Consider the following 16,251-nt stretch of genomic DNA (forward strand, 5'->3'; position numbering starts at 1 on the left):
CGGGCGGGGCGTCAGTCGATCCGGACGCCGCCGTTGACGTCGTACGTCGCGCCGGTGACGAACCCGGCACGTGGGGAGGCGAGGGACGCGACGACCCACGCGACGTCGTCGGGCGTGCCGAAGTCCCCGAGGGGGATGGACGCGGTGAGCCCGGCGCGGGCGTCGGGGGCGAGCTGGTCGGTGATCGCGCTCGTCACGGGGCCGGGCGTCACGGCGTTCACGCGGATGCCCTCGCTCGCGAGGATGCGCGCGAAGGAGCGCGTGATCGCGAGGATCGCGGCCTTGCTCGCGGCGTAGTGCACGCCGGTCTTGAGCGCGCCCTGCTCGCCCGCGATGGACGAGAGGTTGACGATCGCGCGGTCGCGCGCGGCCCGCTCGTCGGGCGTGACGGTCGCGCCCGCGGGCTCGGGCCGGCCCGCGCGCAGCAGCGGCAGCGCGGCCCGCGACAGCACGAACGTGCCGCGCGCGTTGGTCTCCATGACGAGGTCCCACTCGTCGAGCTCGATGTCGTCGAGCGCGCGGTAGGGGCACACGCCGCCGTTGTTGACGAGCACGTCGAGGCGTCCCCAGGCGTCCGTGACCTCGGCGACGAGCGCCTCGACGGACGCGGTGTCGCGCAGGTCGAGGCGCGAGACGCGCGTCGCGGCACCTTCCTCCTCGCACCGGGCGGCGGTGGCGCGCGCGCCGGCCTCGCCGCCGGTGTACGTGAGCCAGACGTCGTGCCCGTCGCGCGCGAGCTGGAGGGCGGTGGCGGCACCGATGCCGGAGCTGGCGCCGGTGACGAGGGCGAGGCGGCGGCGGGCGCCGTCCGGGGCAAGGGTCATGAGGCCACGCTATAGCATCCGATCGGCCCGAGGGTTGGTCGAGGGTGCTATTTGCTATAGCATCCATCGCATGACAGCCGACACCGTCGTCATCACCGACTGCGACCTGCCCGGGACCGCGTGCGAGGACACCCTGAACGCCGCCGGGCTGCGGGCCGTGCGCGCCGCCGCGCGCACCGAGGACGAGGTGATCGCCGCCGTCGAGGAGGCCGCCGCGAGCGGGTCCGCGCCCTCCGCGCTCGTCGTGCAGTGGGCCCCCATCACGGCCCGCGTGCTCGACGCCGTCGCCGGCCCGGGCGGGGTGCGCATGGTCTCGCGCATGGGCATCGGCTACGACATGGTCGACGTCGCGGCCGCCACCGAGCGCGGCGTCGCCGTCGCGAACACCCCGACCTACTGCATCGAGGAGGTCGCGAGCCACACGGTCGCGATGATCCTCACGCTCGACCGCGGCCTCGTCGCCTACGACCGCGCGCTGCGCGCGGGCACGTGGGCCCCGACGGCGCAGCACGCCGCGCGCCTGTCCAGCACCGTCGTCGCCGTCATCGGGTACGGGCGGATCGGCTCCGAGGTCGCGCGCTCCGCCCGCGCGCTCGGCTACCGCGTGCTCGTGCACGACCCGTTCGTCGACCCGCAGGCCGTGGCGTCCGACGGGCACGAGGCCGTGGGGATCGACGAGGCCGTCGCGCGCGCCGACGTCATCACGCTGCACGCGCCGCTCACCGAGTCGACGCGCCACCTGCTCGACGCCCGCACCCTCGCGGCCGCGAAGCCGGGCGTGCGGGTCGTCAACACGTGCCGCGGGCCGCTCATCGACGAGGACGCGCTCGCCGACGCGCTCGCGTCCGGCCACGTGGGCTCCGCCGCGCTCGACGTCTACGCGACCGAGCCGCTGCCCGCCGACTCGCGCCTGCGCACGCTCGACAACGTGCTGCTCACCCCGCACGCCGCGTGGTTCTCGCCCGAGGCCATGCAGGACCTCCCCGTGCACACCGCACGCAACGCCGTCGACTTCCTCGCGGGCCGCCCCGTGCCGTCGATCGTCAACCCGGACCACGCGCGCGCCCTCGCCTGAGCAACCGCGCCACCCGCCCCGACCTAGGAGACCCACCCGTGCAGCTCGTCCGACTCGGCCCCCTCGGCCAGGAGCGTCCCGCCGTCCGCGAGGACGGGGTCGTGTACTCCCTCGACCCGCTCACCCGCGACATCGACGGCGCGTTCCTCGCGGCCGACGGCGTCGGCCGGGTCCGCGCGGCGCTCGCCGCGGGCGCGTTGCCCGTGCTCGACGGCGCGGACGAGCTGCGCGTCGGCGCGCCCGTCGCCCGGCCCACCGCCGTCGTCTGCATCGGGATGAACTACGCGGAGCACGCCGCAGAGTCCGGCTCGACGCCGCCCGACGTCCCGATCGTCTTCTGGAAGCACTCGAACACGGTCGTCGGCCCGCACGACGACGTGCTCGTGCCGCCCGGCGCGACGACGGTCGACTGGGAGGTCGAGCTCGGCGTCGTGATCGGCCGCCGGGCGCGCTACCTGTCGTCCCCGGAGGAGGCGCTCGACCACGTCGCGGGCTACGTCCTGTCGCACGACGTCTCCGAGCGCGACTACCAGATGAAGGTCTCCGGCGGTCAGTGGTCGAAGGGCAAGAGCTGCGAGACGTTCAACCCGCTCGGCCCGTGGCTCGTCCCTGCCGACGAGGTGGACGTCCAGAACCTCGGGCTCCGGTCCTGGGTCAACGGCGAGCCCCGCCAGGACTCGACGACGGCCGACATGATCTTCGACGTCGCGTACCTCGTGCACCACCTGTCGCAGTACATGGTCCTCGAGCCGGGCGACCTCATCAACACCGGCACCCCGCAGGGCGTCGCCCTGTCCGGGCGCTTCCCCTACCTGCGCGCGGGCGACGTCGTCACGCTCGAGATCGACGGCCTGGGCCGCGCCGAGCAGCGCGTGCGCGACGCCGTCCGCTGACCACCCGCGGGGCCGCTCAGCCCGCGAACGGCAGGGCCGGGAGCCCCCGGACCCCCGGGTCCGCCACGAACAGCGACCCCGACGCGGCCTCGTCCGCGTCGGGGTCGTCCAGCCCTTGGCGCGAGGTCGTGACGAACAGCCGGTCGAGGTCGTCGCCGCCGAACGTGCACGCGCTCACCTGCGACACCGGGAGCGGGACGACGGCGTCGAGCGTGCCGTCGGGGGAGTAGCGCCGGACGGCCCCGCCGCCCCACAGTGCCACCCAGACGCCACCCTCGGCGTCGACCGTGAGGCCGTCCGGCATGCCGTCGTCGGGGTCGATCTCCACGAACGCGCGACGCCGCACGAGACCGCGCGAGTCCTCCGCGACGGGGACGACGTCGAGCACGTCGATCCGTCGCGTCGCCGAGTCGACGTAGTATGCCCGCGACCCGTCCGGCGAGAACCCGAGCCCGTTCGACACCTCGACGCCGTCGAGCACGACACGCGACGACCCGTCGGCCTCCACCCGGTACAGCGCGCTCGGCCGCTCGCCCTCGGCCTGGCCGCCCACGTAGAACGCGCCGTCGGGCGCCGCCGCCCCCTCGTTGAGGCGGACCGTCGGGTCGTCGACGAGCGACGCGAGCGCGCGCACCGGCGCGCCCTCGCCGTCCGCCACCGCGACCGACCGCGCGAGCCCGACGACGAACCCGCCCCCGGTCCGCGGCCGCACCACGGCCGCGTGGTCGCCCACGTGGAGGCGGTCGACGCCGCCGTCGGGCCGCAGAGTGAGGAGGTCGCCCGCGAGCATGTCCACGTACCGCAGGCCGCCCCAGCCCGGCCACCACACCGGGCCCTCCGCGTGGTAGGCGACGGGACCGGTGACGTTCTCGACGGAGATCTCAGGCATCCGACCATTCTCGCCGAGGGCCGTCGGCCCGCGCGGCGGGCGTAGGGTGGACGCATGATCACGCAGAGCTGGTGGTGGCTGCCTCCGCAGCCGTGACCAGTCCTGCCCACGTCCCGAGCTGCGCGCCGCAGCCGGGACGTCGTCATGTCCGGGCCGGTCCGGTCCTCGACCGGGCGTGGTGCGTGGCTCCCCACCGAAGGAGAGCACCATGACCACGATTCTCGACCCCGCGCCGTCGGCCCTCTCGTCCGCAGCGTCGACCGCGTCCGTCGCGGCGGCCCGCGAGCGGTCCGCGCAGATCGAGGCCCGGCTCGCGACCGACCCGTCCGGCTTCCGCGTCCTCACCGGCGACCGCCCGACGGGCGCGCTGCACCTCGGGCACTACCTCGGCACCCTCGCGAACCGCGTCCGGCTGCAGGACGACGGCGTCGAGGTCGTGCTCGTCGTCGCCGACTACCAGGTCATCACCGACCGCGACGACGCCGGGGACCTGCGCGCCACCGTGCGGGAGGTCGTCCTCGACTACCTCGCGGCCGGGATCGACCCCGCCCGCACGACGGTCTTCGCCCACTCCGCGGTCCCGGCGCTCAACCAGCTCCTGCTGCCGTTCCTCAGCCTCGTGACGACCGCCGAGATCGAGCGGAACCCGACCGTCAAGGCCGAGGCCGTCGCGGCCGCCGCACGGCAGGGCCGTCCCATGAGCGGCCTGCTGTTCACCTACCCGGTGCACCAGGCGGCCGACATCCTGTTCTGCCACGGCAACCTCGTGCCCGGCGGGCAGGACCAGCTCCCGCACGTCGAGCTCACGCGCACCGTCGCGCGACGCTTCAACCAGCGCTACGCCGCCGCGCAGCCCTACTTCCCCGAGCCCGACGTCCTGCTCGCCCCCGCGCCCACCGTGCTCGGCACCGACGGGCGCAAGATGAGCAAGTCCGCGGGCAACGCGCTCGAGCTGCGCGACGACGAGGACGCCACCGCGCGCTTCGTCCGCCGCCACCGCACCGACTCCGAGCGGCACGTCACGTACGAGCCCGAGCGCCGGCCCGAGGTCGCGAACCTCCTCACGCTGGGCGCGTTCGCCGCCGGGACGACGCCCGAGGCGCTCGCCGACGAGGTCGGTGCCGCCGGGGCGGGCCGCCTCAAGCAGGTGGTGACCGACGCGCTCGTCGAGCATCTGCGTCCCCTGCGGGCGCGCCGTCGTGCCCTCGCCGCGGGGGACGGGCCCGACCCGCTCGACGTGCTGCGCGAGGGCAACGCCCGCGCGAACGCGACCGCGGAGCGCACCCTCGCCGAGGTCCGCGAGCTCATGGGCACCGCGTACTGACGCAGGACGTCCCTCGCGCGGCGGGCCGCCGGCGGGTGTCAGCCGTACCGTGATTGCCGGTGCGGCCGCGAGCGCTGCACTGTCGGTCGCCTACTATCCCGACAACTCTCTGCTGGGTGGTCCGAGAGAGGTACGCGAAGGCCGCATTCACTGGCGCGATCTCTGGAGCCGTCAGCGAGGCAGCAGGTTGAGCGCGCGCTCGACGCATCTTCTCGGTGAAGAAGGCAGGGGAAAGGTGTGCTGAGAACGAACAGGTCCGGCGGTCGACATGTGCGCCCGTCCCGCGGCGGGACGACACGCGCAGTTCCGAGTCTCAGGCCGCTGGGGCCCGTGGACCAAGATGGCGCAGGGGCGCTGCCGTCAGCAAGTCTGTCTCGTGGTGAACGGGGAAGACCTGTGGTTGGTGAGCCTCGCGAGCAGCATGCTTCCTATCGTGCGATGCGATGGGTGTTTCTGATTGCTTGCGCGATTCCTGGAGTTGTTGGATTCGTCTTCATCGACCGCCTGCTCGCGCTCTCCCCGTGGCTCGGCATTCCGGTAGTTGCCTCTATTGTCGTCATCATTGCTGTAGGGAGGCGGATCTAGATGGTGCAGGCCAGAGGCCCTGCCTCCTCGACCGGGCCCGCGTGGCCGCACAGGCTGCTCACCGAGGACCGGGTTGCGGGTCTCGTTCGCCCTCTGATCGATGCAGCATGCAGCGTGCACAGGAAGGGAGGACTCGCGTGAAGGCGACTCGGCTGGGGGTGGCGGCGCTTGCTGTCGCGGTCACCCTGGGTGTCTCGGGGTGCGGCTTGTTCCAGAGCTGTGAGGAGCGGAACGCTGCGATCCTCGAGATCGCGGCGGGTGCCGTCGAGTCGTCCGGCGCGCCGCTCGCTCTCGTCGAGGCGCACGACGCCTGCGGGGACTCCGACCCGACCATGGTCCGCATGCGGTACGAGGTCCCGGCCGGTGCAGGGGACGCGGTGTCGGACGCGCTGGGCGCGGCGGGGTGGGGCCGCTCTTCGCAGGAGGACGGCGTCTGGATCGTCGAGGAGCACGGAGTCCGGGTCTTCGCCGAGCAGGTCTCCTCGGTCGAGGTGGTGGTCTCGGCGCATTCGCTCACGGAGAGCTGATGCCGGCGCCGTGCTCGGTGCGTCGCACCGAGCACCGGCGCGCGAGGGGAGTGCTCCGCTCGGGTGCGGCGTCAGGCCCCGAGGCGGTCCCGCAGGCGCGCGAGCTGCGCCCAGAGCTCGTCGGGCACGCGGTTGCCGAAGGTGTCGAAGAACTCGGCGGTCAGCTCGGCCTCGGCGAGCCACTGCTCGGGCGAGACGTCGAACAGGGCGTCGAGGTCGGCGTCGTCCAGGTCGAGGCCGCCGAGCTCGAGCGCGCCGGGTGCGGGGAGCAGGCCGACGGGGCTCTTCACGGCGCCGCTGTCGGTGCGGACGCCGCGCGAGCGGTCGACCTGTGCCGCGATCCACGCGACGACGCGCGCGTTCTCGCCGAACCCGGGCCAGAGGAACCGGCCGTCGGCGTCCTTGCGGAACCAGTTGACCTGGAAGATCTTGGGGCGCTTCTCGGGGTCGAGGGAAGCGCCGACGCGGAGCCAGTGCGCCCAGTGGTCGGCCATGTTGTAGCCGCAGAAGGGCAGCATCGCGAACGGGTCGCGGCGCAGCGCGCCGACGGTGCCCTCGGCGGCGGCGGTCTGCTCGGAGGAGATGGTGGCGCCCATGAAGACGCCGTGCTCCCAGCCGTAAGCCTGCGCGACGAGCGGGACGTTGGTCGCGCGGCGCCCGCCGAACACGATCGCGTCGATCGGGACGCCGTCGGGGTCCTCCCAGGAGTCGGCGATCGTCGGGCACTGCGCCGCGGAGACGGTGAACCGCGAGTTCGGGTGCGCGGCGGGGCGGCCGGCGTCGGGCGTCCAGTCCTGGCCGGTCCAGTCGATCAGGTGCGCGGGCGGCTCGGGGGTCAGGCCCTCCCACCAGACGTCGCCGTCGTCGGTGAGCGCGACGTTCGTGAAGATCGTGTCGCGCGCGAACGTCTCGACGGCGGCGGGGTTGGTCTCGACCCCGGTCCCGGGCGCGACGCCGAAGAAGCCGGCCTCGGGGTTGATCGCGCGCAGGCGGCCGTCGGTGCCGGTGCGCAGCCACGCGATGTCGTCGCCGATGGTCTCGACGGTCCAGCCGGGGATCGTCGGTCGCAGCATCGCGAGGTTGGTCTTGCCGCACGCGGACGGGAAGGCCGCGGCGAGGTGGTAGGCCCGGCCCTCGGGCGACGTCGCGCGGATGAGCAGCATGTGCTCGGCGAGCCAGCCCTCGTCGCGCGCCATCGCGGACGCGATGCGCAGTGCGAAGCACTTCTTGCCGAGGAGGGCGTTGCCGCCGTACCCGGAGCCGTACGACCAGATCTCGCGCGTCTCGGGGAAGTGGACGATGTACTTCGTGTCGTTGCACGGCCACGGCACGTCCTCGGCGACCGCCCCGGTGTCGTCGACGAGCGGCGCGCCCACCGAGTGCACGGCGGGCACGAACGCGGCACCGGCGTCGATGAGGTCCATGACGGCCGTCCCGACGCGCGTCATGATCCCCATGCTGACGACGACGTACGGCGAGTCGGTGACCTGGATGCCGACCTGGGAGATGGGGCCGCCCACCGGGCCCATCGAGAACGGCACGACGTACATCGTGCGGCCGCGCATCGAGCCCTCGAACACGCCGCGGAGCTCGGCGCGCATGGCGTCCGGCTCGCGCCAGTTGTTGGTCGGGCCGGCGTCGACCTCCTCGCGCGAGCAGATGAACGTGCGCGACTCGACGCGCGCGACGTCGCTCGGGTCGGAGCGCGCGAGGTAGCTCCCGGGGCGCAGCTCCGGGTCGAGGGGCAGGAGCGTCCCGGCGTCGACGAGGAGGTCGGTCAGGCGCTGCTTCTCCGCCGCGGAGCCGTCGCACCAGACGATCGCGTCCGGCTCGGTGAGGGTTGCGATCTCCCGCACCCAGGCGCGCGCGTCGCGCGGACGAGGGTCGGCCGTGCCGCCTCGCTGCCCCGGCGACCGGTCCGTCGTCAGCCCGGCGAGGTCGGTCTCGACGTCGTCGAGCAGCGCGGCCTGGCGGGTGCGGCGGGTCTGGCGGGGGCCTGCGGCGGTGGTCATGGGTTCTCCTCGCTCGGCGGGTGGACGGTGCTGTGCCTCCAGCCTCACGCCGAACCGGCGTGTATTTCGCCTCAGGACGCTGTGAAGATTCGGCGATCTTGACATACTGTCAAGCCATGGCCAGCACGACGTCGTCCAGCCGTCCCGGGGACCGTCCCGAGGCTCAGCCCGCGGCCCAGGCGGACCTCATCACGCTCGGTCGGCGCGTGCGGCACTTCCGCACGGCGCGCGGCCTCACCCTCGATGCGCTCGGCGAGGCCGTGGGCACCGCGCCCAGCCTGCTGTCGATGATCGAGAACGGGCGCCGCGAGCCGCGGCTGTCGCTCCTCCAGCAGCTCGCCCAGGCGCTCGACGTGCCGGTCACGGACCTGCTCACGGACGAGCCGCCGTCGCGCCGCGCCGCGCTGGAGATCGCGCTCGACCGCGCCCAGCGCGGCCCCCTGTTCGCGGGCCTCGGGCTGCCCGCCGTGAAGGCGAGCCAGAAGCTGCCCCTGCCGGTGCTCGAGAACCTCGTGGGCCTGCACGCCGAGCTCCAGCGCCGCGCGACCGAGGCCGTCGCGACCCCCGAGGAGGCGCGCCGCGCGAACACCGAGCTGCGCCTCGAGCGCCAGGCGCGCGACAACTACTACCCGGAGATCGAGGCGCTCGCCGAGGAGATGACGCGCAAGGCCGGCTACACGGTCGGCGCGCTCACCCACCGCACCGTCGCGCGCATGGCCGAGCAGCTCGGCTTCACCATCTGGCACGTCGACGACCTGCCGCACTCGACGCGCACCGTCACCGACCTGGAGAACGGGCGCATCTACCTGCCGCCCGCGTCGATCCCCGGCGGCCACGGGCTGCGCTCGCTCGCGCTCCAGGCCATAGCGCACCGCGTGCTCGGGCACGAGCGGCCGCGCTCGTACGCGGAGTTCCTGCGCCAGCGCGTCGAGATCACGTACTTCGCGGCGTGCTGCCTCATCCCGCAGAGCGCGGCCGTCGACTTCCTGGAGCGCCGCAAGCGCGAGAAGGACCTCGCCGTGGAGGACCTGCGCGACGCGTTCGGCGTGACCCACGAGGCCGCCGCGCAACGCTTCACGAACCTCGCGACCGTGCACCTCGGCATCCCGCTGCACTTCCTGCGCGTCGGCGACGACGGCGCGCTGTTCCGGGGCTACGAGAACGACGGCCTGCCCCTGCCCGCCGACGTCACGGGCTCGATCGAGGGCCAGATGGTGTGCCGCAAGTGGGCTGCCCGCGAGGCCTTCACGCGCCGCGACCGCGCGCAGGAGTCGTACCAGTACACGGACACGCCCGCGGGCACGTTCTGGTGCTCCACGCAGACCGGCACGACGACGTCCGGCCAGTTCTCCATCGCCGTCGGGGTGCCGTTCGCCTCGGCGAAGTGGTTCCGCGGCCGGGACACGACGGTGCGGCGGCAGTCGTCGTGCCCGGACGAGTCGTGCTGCCGCCGCCCGGCCGCGGACGCCGCCGCGCGCTGGGAGGACGCGTCGTGGCCCAGCGCGCGCATGCACCAGCACGTGCTCTCCGCGCTCCCGAGCGGCGCGTTCCCCGGCGTCGACGCGACGGAGGTCTACGCGTTCCTCGCCAAGCACGCCCCCCGCGACGCCTGAGCGAGCGCTCGGCGAGGCGCCTCAGGTGACCGTCCGGCCCGAGAGCGCCGCGACCTGCCGGTGCACCTGCGTCGTCTCGATCTCCGACCGCAGCGCGACGCGGTCGAGCCCGACGGCCGCCGCCTGCGCGACCGGGCCGAGCACCATGCGCAGGTCCGCGACGGCGTCGAGCGCGGCCCGCCTCGTCGTCGCCCGCTCGGCGCTCGCGGTCACGAGCGACAGCGCGAGCCCGAGGTCCTCGGCGACGAGCTCGCGCGGGGAGAGCAGCGTCGACGCGATGCGCGCGAGCGTGCCGACCTGCCGGCCGAGCTCGCGCGCGGTCGCCCGGCCGCGCCCCAGGCGGGCGGCGCGCTCGCCGAGCTCGCGCGCCACGAGCGCCGACGACGCGTCGCGCAGGTCCTCGACGTAGGTCCGGGACTCGCCCGGCCCGGCGAGGGGCCGGTGCACCCGGTCGAGCGACCACGCCGGGTCGCGCCCGTCGGCCTGCAGGTGCCGGTCGAGGTCCACCGCGTCGAGCGCGGCGTCGGCCGCGCCGGCGAGCCACGCCTCGACCCGGGCGACGTCCGCCGGGTCGTCGACGTCGAGCCCCACGGTCGACAGCACGTCGAGCCACGTCCCGGTCGTCACGTCGAACAGCGGGACGAGGTCGTGGTCCTCCGGCCCGGCGGGGCGCACGAACCGGTCGTGCGCCGGGTCGTGCAGCAGGACCCACTCCTGCCCGTCGAGCGTCACCGGGCCCGCCTCCGTGAGCTCGAGCACGACGCGCAGCGCCCACTCGTCGTACGTCTCGCCCCACGTCTCGCCCGTCACCGGGTCGCGCAGGACCCGCGGCGTGCTCAGGCGCTCGGGCAGCCACAGGAGCGGGTGCCACATCGCCTCGGGGCGCACGGTGGCCCACCGCCGCCGGCCCGCGGGCACGGTCCACGGCAGGGGGAGCGGTGACGCGGACAGGGGCGAGAGCAGCACCTCGCCGTCGGCCAGGCCGGCGAACGCCTGCCAGCGGTGCAGGCGGGCCACCGTCTCGATCGCGGACGAGGGGAGCAGGAGGCCCGCTCCCGGTCCGGCGTCGAACGTCCGGCGTCTGTGCTCCACAGGGGTCCTCTCGTCGTGGTGGTCTCCACGCCTATGCGGCGGGGGCGTGCGCCAACCTGCGCGGGCCACCTCGCGCGCCGCCCGCCATGGTGTGACGGACATCACAACGCTGCGGGGCTGCGAGCGGCCGATTTTCGCGCGGGCGCCGCACACACCCTCGCCATGCACACCTCGACCGTCGCCACCGACGTCCCCGCCCCCCGCACCCACGACCGCGCGAGCGACGAGCTCGACCGCCTCACCACCGACCTCGCGCTGCGCGTGCGCGCCGGTGCGCTCCCCGAGCGCGAGGCCCGCATGGCGGTCTTCGAGGCCGTCTTCCGGACCGGGATCATCCCGTCCGAGACGCTGCGGTACTGCCACCGGCACGACGTCGCGCGGTTCCTGCACGACGACATGGTCGAGGCGGCCGTCGACTTCTACACCCGCAAGCTCCTCGACCTCCCGAGCGCCGACGGCGCGACCGGCGACTCGACGGGGCGCAACGGCACCAAGTTCTTCGACCTCGAGGTGTTCGCCGACGGCGCGAGCGCGGCCGGCTCCATCCGCCAGGCGCTCGGCGACTACACGCTCATGCACCGCACGCTCCTGCGCACCGTGCGCAGCGCGCGCCGGGTGGGGCAGATCGTGTCGACCGACCTGCTGGAGGGCACGGTCGACGACGAGGGCCGGCTCGCGGGCCTCCTGCACGAGCTGCCGGTCGTCCCCGACCCCGCGACCGACGTCGTCGACGCGGGGCGCTCCGCGCAGCTCGAGCAGCTCTACGAGACGCACGTGAGCGCGGCCGCGCGGCAGCGCGGCGTGCTCCGCACGCAGATCGACGCGGGCGCGATCCGCGAGGCGTTCGACCTGCCCGAGCTCGACCGCCCGCTCGACCCGGACGTGCGCGCCCGGATGCTCGGGTGGGTCGAGGAGGACGAGGACCTCGCGCTGCGGTCCGTCGTCGGGCTGCTCGCCACCACCGACGAGCGCCGCGCGGTCCTGCTCGGCCGCCTCTGGGCCGCGTTCGACCGCGACCGGCTCTCGACCCTCGCCGACCACGAGTACGGCGCGCGGATCGCGGACCTGCTCGTCCGCGACGCGCTCGCCGACCGCGCGCGCCCCGGCCGGCCCGCCGTCTCCCGCACCCGCGTCGCCGTCAAGCAGGCCGTCGCGGGCTGCGGCGTGGACGCGGCCTGGGTCGCCGAGCTCACCGCCGTCTTCCTCGAGCACGAGCACGAGGCGCGCTCCGCGTGGGACCCCGACCGCGGGACCGGCGAGACGACGCGCGACGCGGCGCGCTACCTCGCCGCCCTGACGACGGCCGCGGCGCTGCCCGGCGCCCCGCTGGGCGCGACGCCGCTCGCCGTGCGCCGCGCGCTGGCGGACCTGGTGGCCGCGGCCCGCACGGGTGGCCAGAAGCGCTCGCTCGTCGCATAGGACCTCACGACCACCGACGCGCCTCGCCCGCGAGGCACCGAGAGGAGACCCCATGGCCGCCGTCCCGTCACGCCCGCGCACGACCATCGCCGAACGCTGCGCCCCGCTGAACAAGGAGCTCGCCCGGCGCCGGTCCGGCTCGCCGCTCAACCCGCGCGACGTCCACGAGCTCATCGCCTCGCTGGTCGAGGAGCTCGTCCTGCAGGGCATGACGCGCCCGGAGGCCGCGGGACTCGTGAACCGCGCCGCGCAGAAGGCCACCGCCTGACACGACCCCGGACGACCCGCACCCCACGAGGCGGCAGCGCGTACCGAGAGTACGCCGTGACCGCCCGTGCCGAACGGGTCGGCCACCCGGGCACCCGCGGGGGTACCCGGGCCGCACGCCGGACACCGGCGACGAGACAGACACACGCCAGACATGGCGGGGAGGTACGGACGTGGACGAGATGGACGAGATCGTCCACGAGTTCCTGGTCGAGTCCTACGAGAACCTCGACCAGCTCGACCAGGACCTCGTGGCGCTCGAGAGCGACCCCTCGTCGCGCGCGCTGCTGAGCAGCATCTTCCGCACCGTGCACACCATCAAGGGCACGAGCGGCTTCCTCGGGTTCGGCAACCTCGAGCGCGTGTCCCACGTGGGCGAGTCGCTCCTGTCGGAGCTGCGCGACGGCGAGCGGGCGATGGACCAGCCGACGGCGGACGTGCTGCTCGCGCTCGTCGACACGCTGCGCGCCATCCTCGCGAAGGTCGAGTCCGGTGCCGGGGACGACCTGGACGTCGACCCGATGGTCGCGCGGATCGTCGCCGTCCAGGACGGCACGGCGGCGCCGGAGCCGGACGTCGCGCCCGCCGTCGCGGACGGTGCCTCGCCCGACGCCGCGGCCGGCACCGCGCCCGAGACCGACCCCGAGACCGCTCCCGAGCCGGAGCCGGAGCCGGAGCCGGAGCCCACGCCCGCGGCGGGCACCGCTCCCGAGCCGGCTCCCGCACCCGAGCCGGCTCCCACGCCCCGGACCGCCCCGGTGCTCGCTGCCGAGCCGGCGCCCGCACCCGCCGTCGGACCGGCGCCCGCGCCCGAGCCGGCACCCGAGCCCGAGCCGCACACCCGCAACGCCGCGGACGGCTCGATCCGGGTGGACGTCGACCTCCTGGACACGCTCATGCGGCAGGTCGGCGAGCTCGTGCTGGTGCGCAACCAGATCGACCGGATCGCCGGCGCGGGCGAGGACCAGGAGACCAAGCGGTCCGCGCAGCGCCTCAGCCTCATCGCGTCCGAGCTGCAGGAGGGCGTCATGAAGACGCGCATGCAGCCGATCGAGCACGTGTGGTCCAAGATGCCGCGCGTCGTGCGCGACCTCGCGAAGATGCTGGGTCGCGACGTCCGGATCGAGATGACGGGCGGCGACACCGAGCTCGACCGCTCCCTGCTCGAGGCGGTCAAGGACCCGCTGACGCACCTGGTGCGCAACGCCGTCGACCACGGGATCGAGGCGCCCGAGGACCGGCTCCGCGCCGGCAAGCGGCCCCAGGGGCTCGTGACGCTGCGCGCGTACCACTCGAACGGCCAGGTCGTCGTGGAGATCACGGACGACGGCGCGGGCATCGACCCCGAGAAGGTCGGGCGCACCGCCGTGGCCAAGGGGCTGCGGACCGCGGGCGACGTCGCCGCGATGGCCCCGTCCGAGCTGCTCGACCTGCTGTTCCTGCCCGGCTTCTCGACGGCGGCGAAGGTCACGAACGTGTCCGGGCGCGGCGTCGGGATGGACGTCGTGCGCACGAACATCGAGGCCATCGGCGGCTCGGTCGACGTCGAGTCGACGGTCGGGACCGGGACGACGTGGCGCATGCGGATCCCGCTGACGCTCGCGATCATGCCCGCGCTCACGGTGATGTGCTGCGGCGCGGTCTACGCGATCCCGCAGGTCAGCCTCCTCGAGCTCGTCGCCCTCGGCGACCAGCACGGCGAGATCGAGCACGTCGGCACCGCCCCCGTCTTCCGGCTGCGGGGCACGCTGCTGCCGCTGCTGTCGCTCTCCGAGGTGCTCGGGCTCGACCCGGACTCCGAGGGTCGCGTCATCGCGGTCGTCGAGGCGGACGACCAGCGCTTCGGCGTGATCGTCGACCGCGTCCTCAACATGGAGGAGATCGTCGTCAAGGCGCTCGCGAACCGGCTCAAGCAGATCGGCATGTACTCCGGGGCGACGGTGCTCGGCGACGGCGGGGTGGCGCTCATCCTCGACCTCCAGGCGATCGCCCGCAAGGTGCTCACGTCCGACGCCGCGGACCTGGCCCGCGCGTACGCGCAGGACACGACGGAGAGCGCCGCGACCGTCGAGCAGATGCTCGTCGTCGGGGCGGGGGACCGCCGTGTGGCGATCCCGCTCTCCGCGGTGACGCGGCTCGAACGCATCCGCTCCGACACGATCGAGCAGGTCGGCTCGCGCGAGGTGCTCCAGTACCGCGGCGCGCTGCTGCCGCTCGTGCGGCTCGACCAGCTCCTGGGCGCCGCCGGCGGCCCGCCCGCGGACGAGCTCGACATCGTCGTGTACACCCGCGCGGGGCGCAGCATCGCGATGGCGGTCACGGAGATCTTCGACATCGTCGAGGACGACGCGCGCCGGCGCAGCGACATCGACGGCCACGGGCTCACCGGGTCGACCGTCCTCAAGGACCGCGTGACGGAGCTGCTCGACGTCCGCAGCGCCGTCCAGGCGGCGGACCCCGGCTTCTACGACGACCTCGACCCCTTCGACGACGCGACGGCCGAGAACGACCTGTCGCTGGCAGGTGCCCGATGACCACGCAGCAGCTCGTGACGTTCACGCTGGCCGACCGGCTCTGCGGGATCCCCGTCGACCGCGTCCAGGAGGTCCTGCCGGGCCGCGCCCGGACACGCGTTCCGCTCGCGCCCGACGACGTCGGGGGCCTCGTCAACCTCCGCGGGCAGGTCGTGCTCTCCGTCGACCTGCGGCGTCGCCTCGGCATGACGGCCCACGACGCGGACCAGATGATGGTCGTCGTCTTCGTCGGCGACGAGACCGTGAGCCTGCTCGTCGACACGATCGGCGACGTGCTCGAGGTCGACGCCGACCAGTTCGAGACGCCGCCCCAGACGCTCCCCGAGGAGCTGCGTGCCGTGATCCGCGGCGCGTACAAGCTCCCCGACCGGCTGCTGCTCGCGCTCGACGTCGACGCCGCGGCGTCCTGAGCCCGCCGGGCTCGCCCTTCCCTCTTCTCGACCCTCGTCCCCCCAGGAGCCACCGATGTCCACGCTCGAGACCCCCCGGCCCACGCGCCGGCGTCGCTTCGCCGACTTCTCCGTCCGCACGAAGATCCTCACCGCGCTCGGCGTGCTCGCCGTCGTGCTCGTCCTCGTCGTGGCCTTCGCGCTGCAGAGCCTGCGGTCGACGTCCGACGACACGGCGTCGGTCGCGGGCGTGGCGAGCTCGCTCCTGCGCAGCAACGCGGAGGTGGACCACGACACGCAGGAGGCGTGGCGGCTCACCTACCAGTACGACATCGTCGAGGGCGAGGCTCGCGAGCAGACCGTGGAGCAGATGGCGGCGACGGACGCCCGCGTCGAGGAGCAGATCGGCCTGATCGACGCGGTGCTCGCCGCCGACGGGGTGGAGGAGCCGAACTGGACCGCGTTCAAGGCGAGCTGGGCCGAGTGGCTCGCCTTCCGCGACGCGACGCTCATGCCGGCGGTCGAGGCGAAGGCCGTGACGCCCGAGATCCAGGCGGCCAACGACGAGATCATCGCGACGTACCGCGCCTCGCTGTCGGCGTCCGGTGACGCGGTCTACGCCTACCTCGACACGGTCGCGGACGACGCGGCGGCGAAGGCCGCGCGCGCCTTCCTCCTCATGATCGTCGTCGCGGTCGTCGGGCTCCTCCTCGCGGTCCTCGTGGGCGTGCGGGTCGCCAACCGCATCCGTCGGTCCGCGGGCACGGTCCAGCACGCGCTCGGCGCGCTCGCCTCCGGTGACCTGACG

The 16,251-nt window shown here is 74.2% G+C and carries 14 protein-coding genes; 10 read left to right on the plus strand and 4 right to left on the minus strand.

Going from position 1 to position 16,251, the window contains the following annotated elements; translation table 11 throughout:
- Positions 1-11: 11 nt before the first annotated feature.
- The gene (locus ACPCUX_RS08155; RefSeq protein ID WP_336727984.1) at positions 12-824 is read right to left on the minus strand and encodes an SDR family NAD(P)-dependent oxidoreductase; all 813 of its coding nucleotides are present in this window, start codon (positions 822-824) and stop codon (positions 12-14) included.
- 70 nt (positions 825-894) lie between these two features.
- On the opposite strand from ACPCUX_RS08155, the gene ACPCUX_RS08160 reads away from it, so the two are divergent.
- Positions 895-1,899: a C-terminal binding protein gene (locus tag ACPCUX_RS08160; RefSeq protein ID WP_423388524.1), complete on the plus strand. Its 1,005-nt coding sequence runs from the start codon at positions 895-897 to the stop codon at positions 1,897-1,899.
- Between the two features lie 38 nt (positions 1,900-1,937).
- Positions 1,938-2,792, plus strand: a complete 855-nt coding sequence (locus tag ACPCUX_RS08165; protein WP_043653780.1) for a fumarylacetoacetate hydrolase family protein — start codon at positions 1,938-1,940, stop codon at positions 2,790-2,792.
- Between the two features lie 16 nt (positions 2,793-2,808).
- On the opposite strand, the gene ACPCUX_RS08170 is transcribed toward ACPCUX_RS08165, so the two are convergent.
- Complete coding sequence (locus ACPCUX_RS08170; RefSeq protein ID WP_415297927.1) at positions 2,809-3,681, minus strand: SMP-30/gluconolactonase/LRE family protein; 873 nt, start codon at positions 3,679-3,681, stop codon at positions 2,809-2,811.
- 208 nt (positions 3,682-3,889) lie between these two features.
- Here ACPCUX_RS08170 and trpS point away from each other — a divergent pair, with 208 nt between their 5' ends.
- Together trpS and ACPCUX_RS08180 are read left to right on the plus strand one after the other, a co-directional pair.
- Positions 3,890-5,005: a tryptophan--tRNA ligase gene (gene trpS, locus ACPCUX_RS08175; RefSeq protein WP_423388525.1), complete on the plus strand. Its 1,116-nt coding sequence runs from the start codon at positions 3,890-3,892 to the stop codon at positions 5,003-5,005.
- Between the two features lie 692 nt (positions 5,006-5,697).
- Positions 5,698-6,117 (plus strand): hypothetical protein, encoded by a 420-nt coding sequence (locus ACPCUX_RS08180; RefSeq protein WP_157446677.1) that lies wholly within the window; start codon positions 5,698-5,700, stop codon positions 6,115-6,117.
- 71 nt (positions 6,118-6,188) lie between these two features.
- Here ACPCUX_RS08180 and ACPCUX_RS08185 read toward each other — a convergent pair whose 3' ends face one another.
- A complete protein-coding gene (locus ACPCUX_RS08185) occupies positions 6,189-8,129 on the minus strand; it encodes a phosphoenolpyruvate carboxykinase (GTP) (protein WP_423388526.1) in 1,941 nt (646 codons plus the stop codon).
- Positions 8,130-8,245: 116 nt separating this feature from the next.
- Between ACPCUX_RS08185 and ACPCUX_RS08190 the strand changes: the two genes are divergently transcribed.
- Positions 8,246-9,742: an XRE family transcriptional regulator gene (locus ACPCUX_RS08190; RefSeq protein ID WP_085388488.1), complete on the plus strand. Its 1,497-nt coding sequence runs from the start codon at positions 8,246-8,248 to the stop codon at positions 9,740-9,742.
- 21 nt (positions 9,743-9,763) lie between these two features.
- Here the strand turns inward: ACPCUX_RS08190 and ACPCUX_RS08195 are convergent, their stop codons facing one another.
- A complete protein-coding gene (locus ACPCUX_RS08195) occupies positions 9,764-10,834 on the minus strand; it encodes a hypothetical protein (protein ID WP_423388527.1) in 1,071 nt (356 codons plus the stop codon).
- Positions 10,835-10,996: 162 nt separating this feature from the next.
- Between ACPCUX_RS08195 and ACPCUX_RS08200 the strand changes: the two genes are divergently transcribed.
- The 5 genes from ACPCUX_RS08200 to ACPCUX_RS08220 all read left to right on the plus strand — a co-directional run.
- Complete coding sequence (locus tag ACPCUX_RS08200; RefSeq protein ID WP_423388528.1) at positions 10,997-12,253, plus strand: hypothetical protein; 1,257 nt, start codon at positions 10,997-10,999, stop codon at positions 12,251-12,253.
- 52 nt (positions 12,254-12,305) lie between these two features.
- Positions 12,306-12,521 (plus strand): hypothetical protein, encoded by a 216-nt coding sequence (locus tag ACPCUX_RS08205; RefSeq protein ID WP_423388529.1) that lies wholly within the window; start codon positions 12,306-12,308, stop codon positions 12,519-12,521.
- Between the two features lie 181 nt (positions 12,522-12,702).
- Positions 12,703-15,054 (plus strand): chemotaxis protein CheA, encoded by a 2,352-nt coding sequence (locus tag ACPCUX_RS08210; protein WP_423388534.1) that lies wholly within the window; start codon positions 12,703-12,705, stop codon positions 15,052-15,054.
- Positions 15,051-15,464 (plus strand): chemotaxis protein CheW, encoded by a 414-nt coding sequence (locus tag ACPCUX_RS08215; RefSeq protein ID WP_137279636.1) that lies wholly within the window; start codon positions 15,051-15,053, stop codon positions 15,462-15,464. The genes ACPCUX_RS08210 and ACPCUX_RS08215 overlap by 4 nt, the downstream gene beginning before the upstream one ends.
- 55 nt (positions 15,465-15,519) lie before the next feature.
- A partial coding sequence (locus ACPCUX_RS08220) for a hypothetical protein (RefSeq protein WP_423388530.1) occupies positions 15,520-16,251 on the plus strand: 732 nt, incomplete at its 3' end.

The sequence above is a fragment of the Cellulosimicrobium sp. AB352 genome (assembly GCF_049538415.1).
Classification (GTDB): Bacteria; Actinomycetota; Actinomycetes; order Actinomycetales; family Cellulomonadaceae; genus Cellulosimicrobium; species Cellulosimicrobium funkei.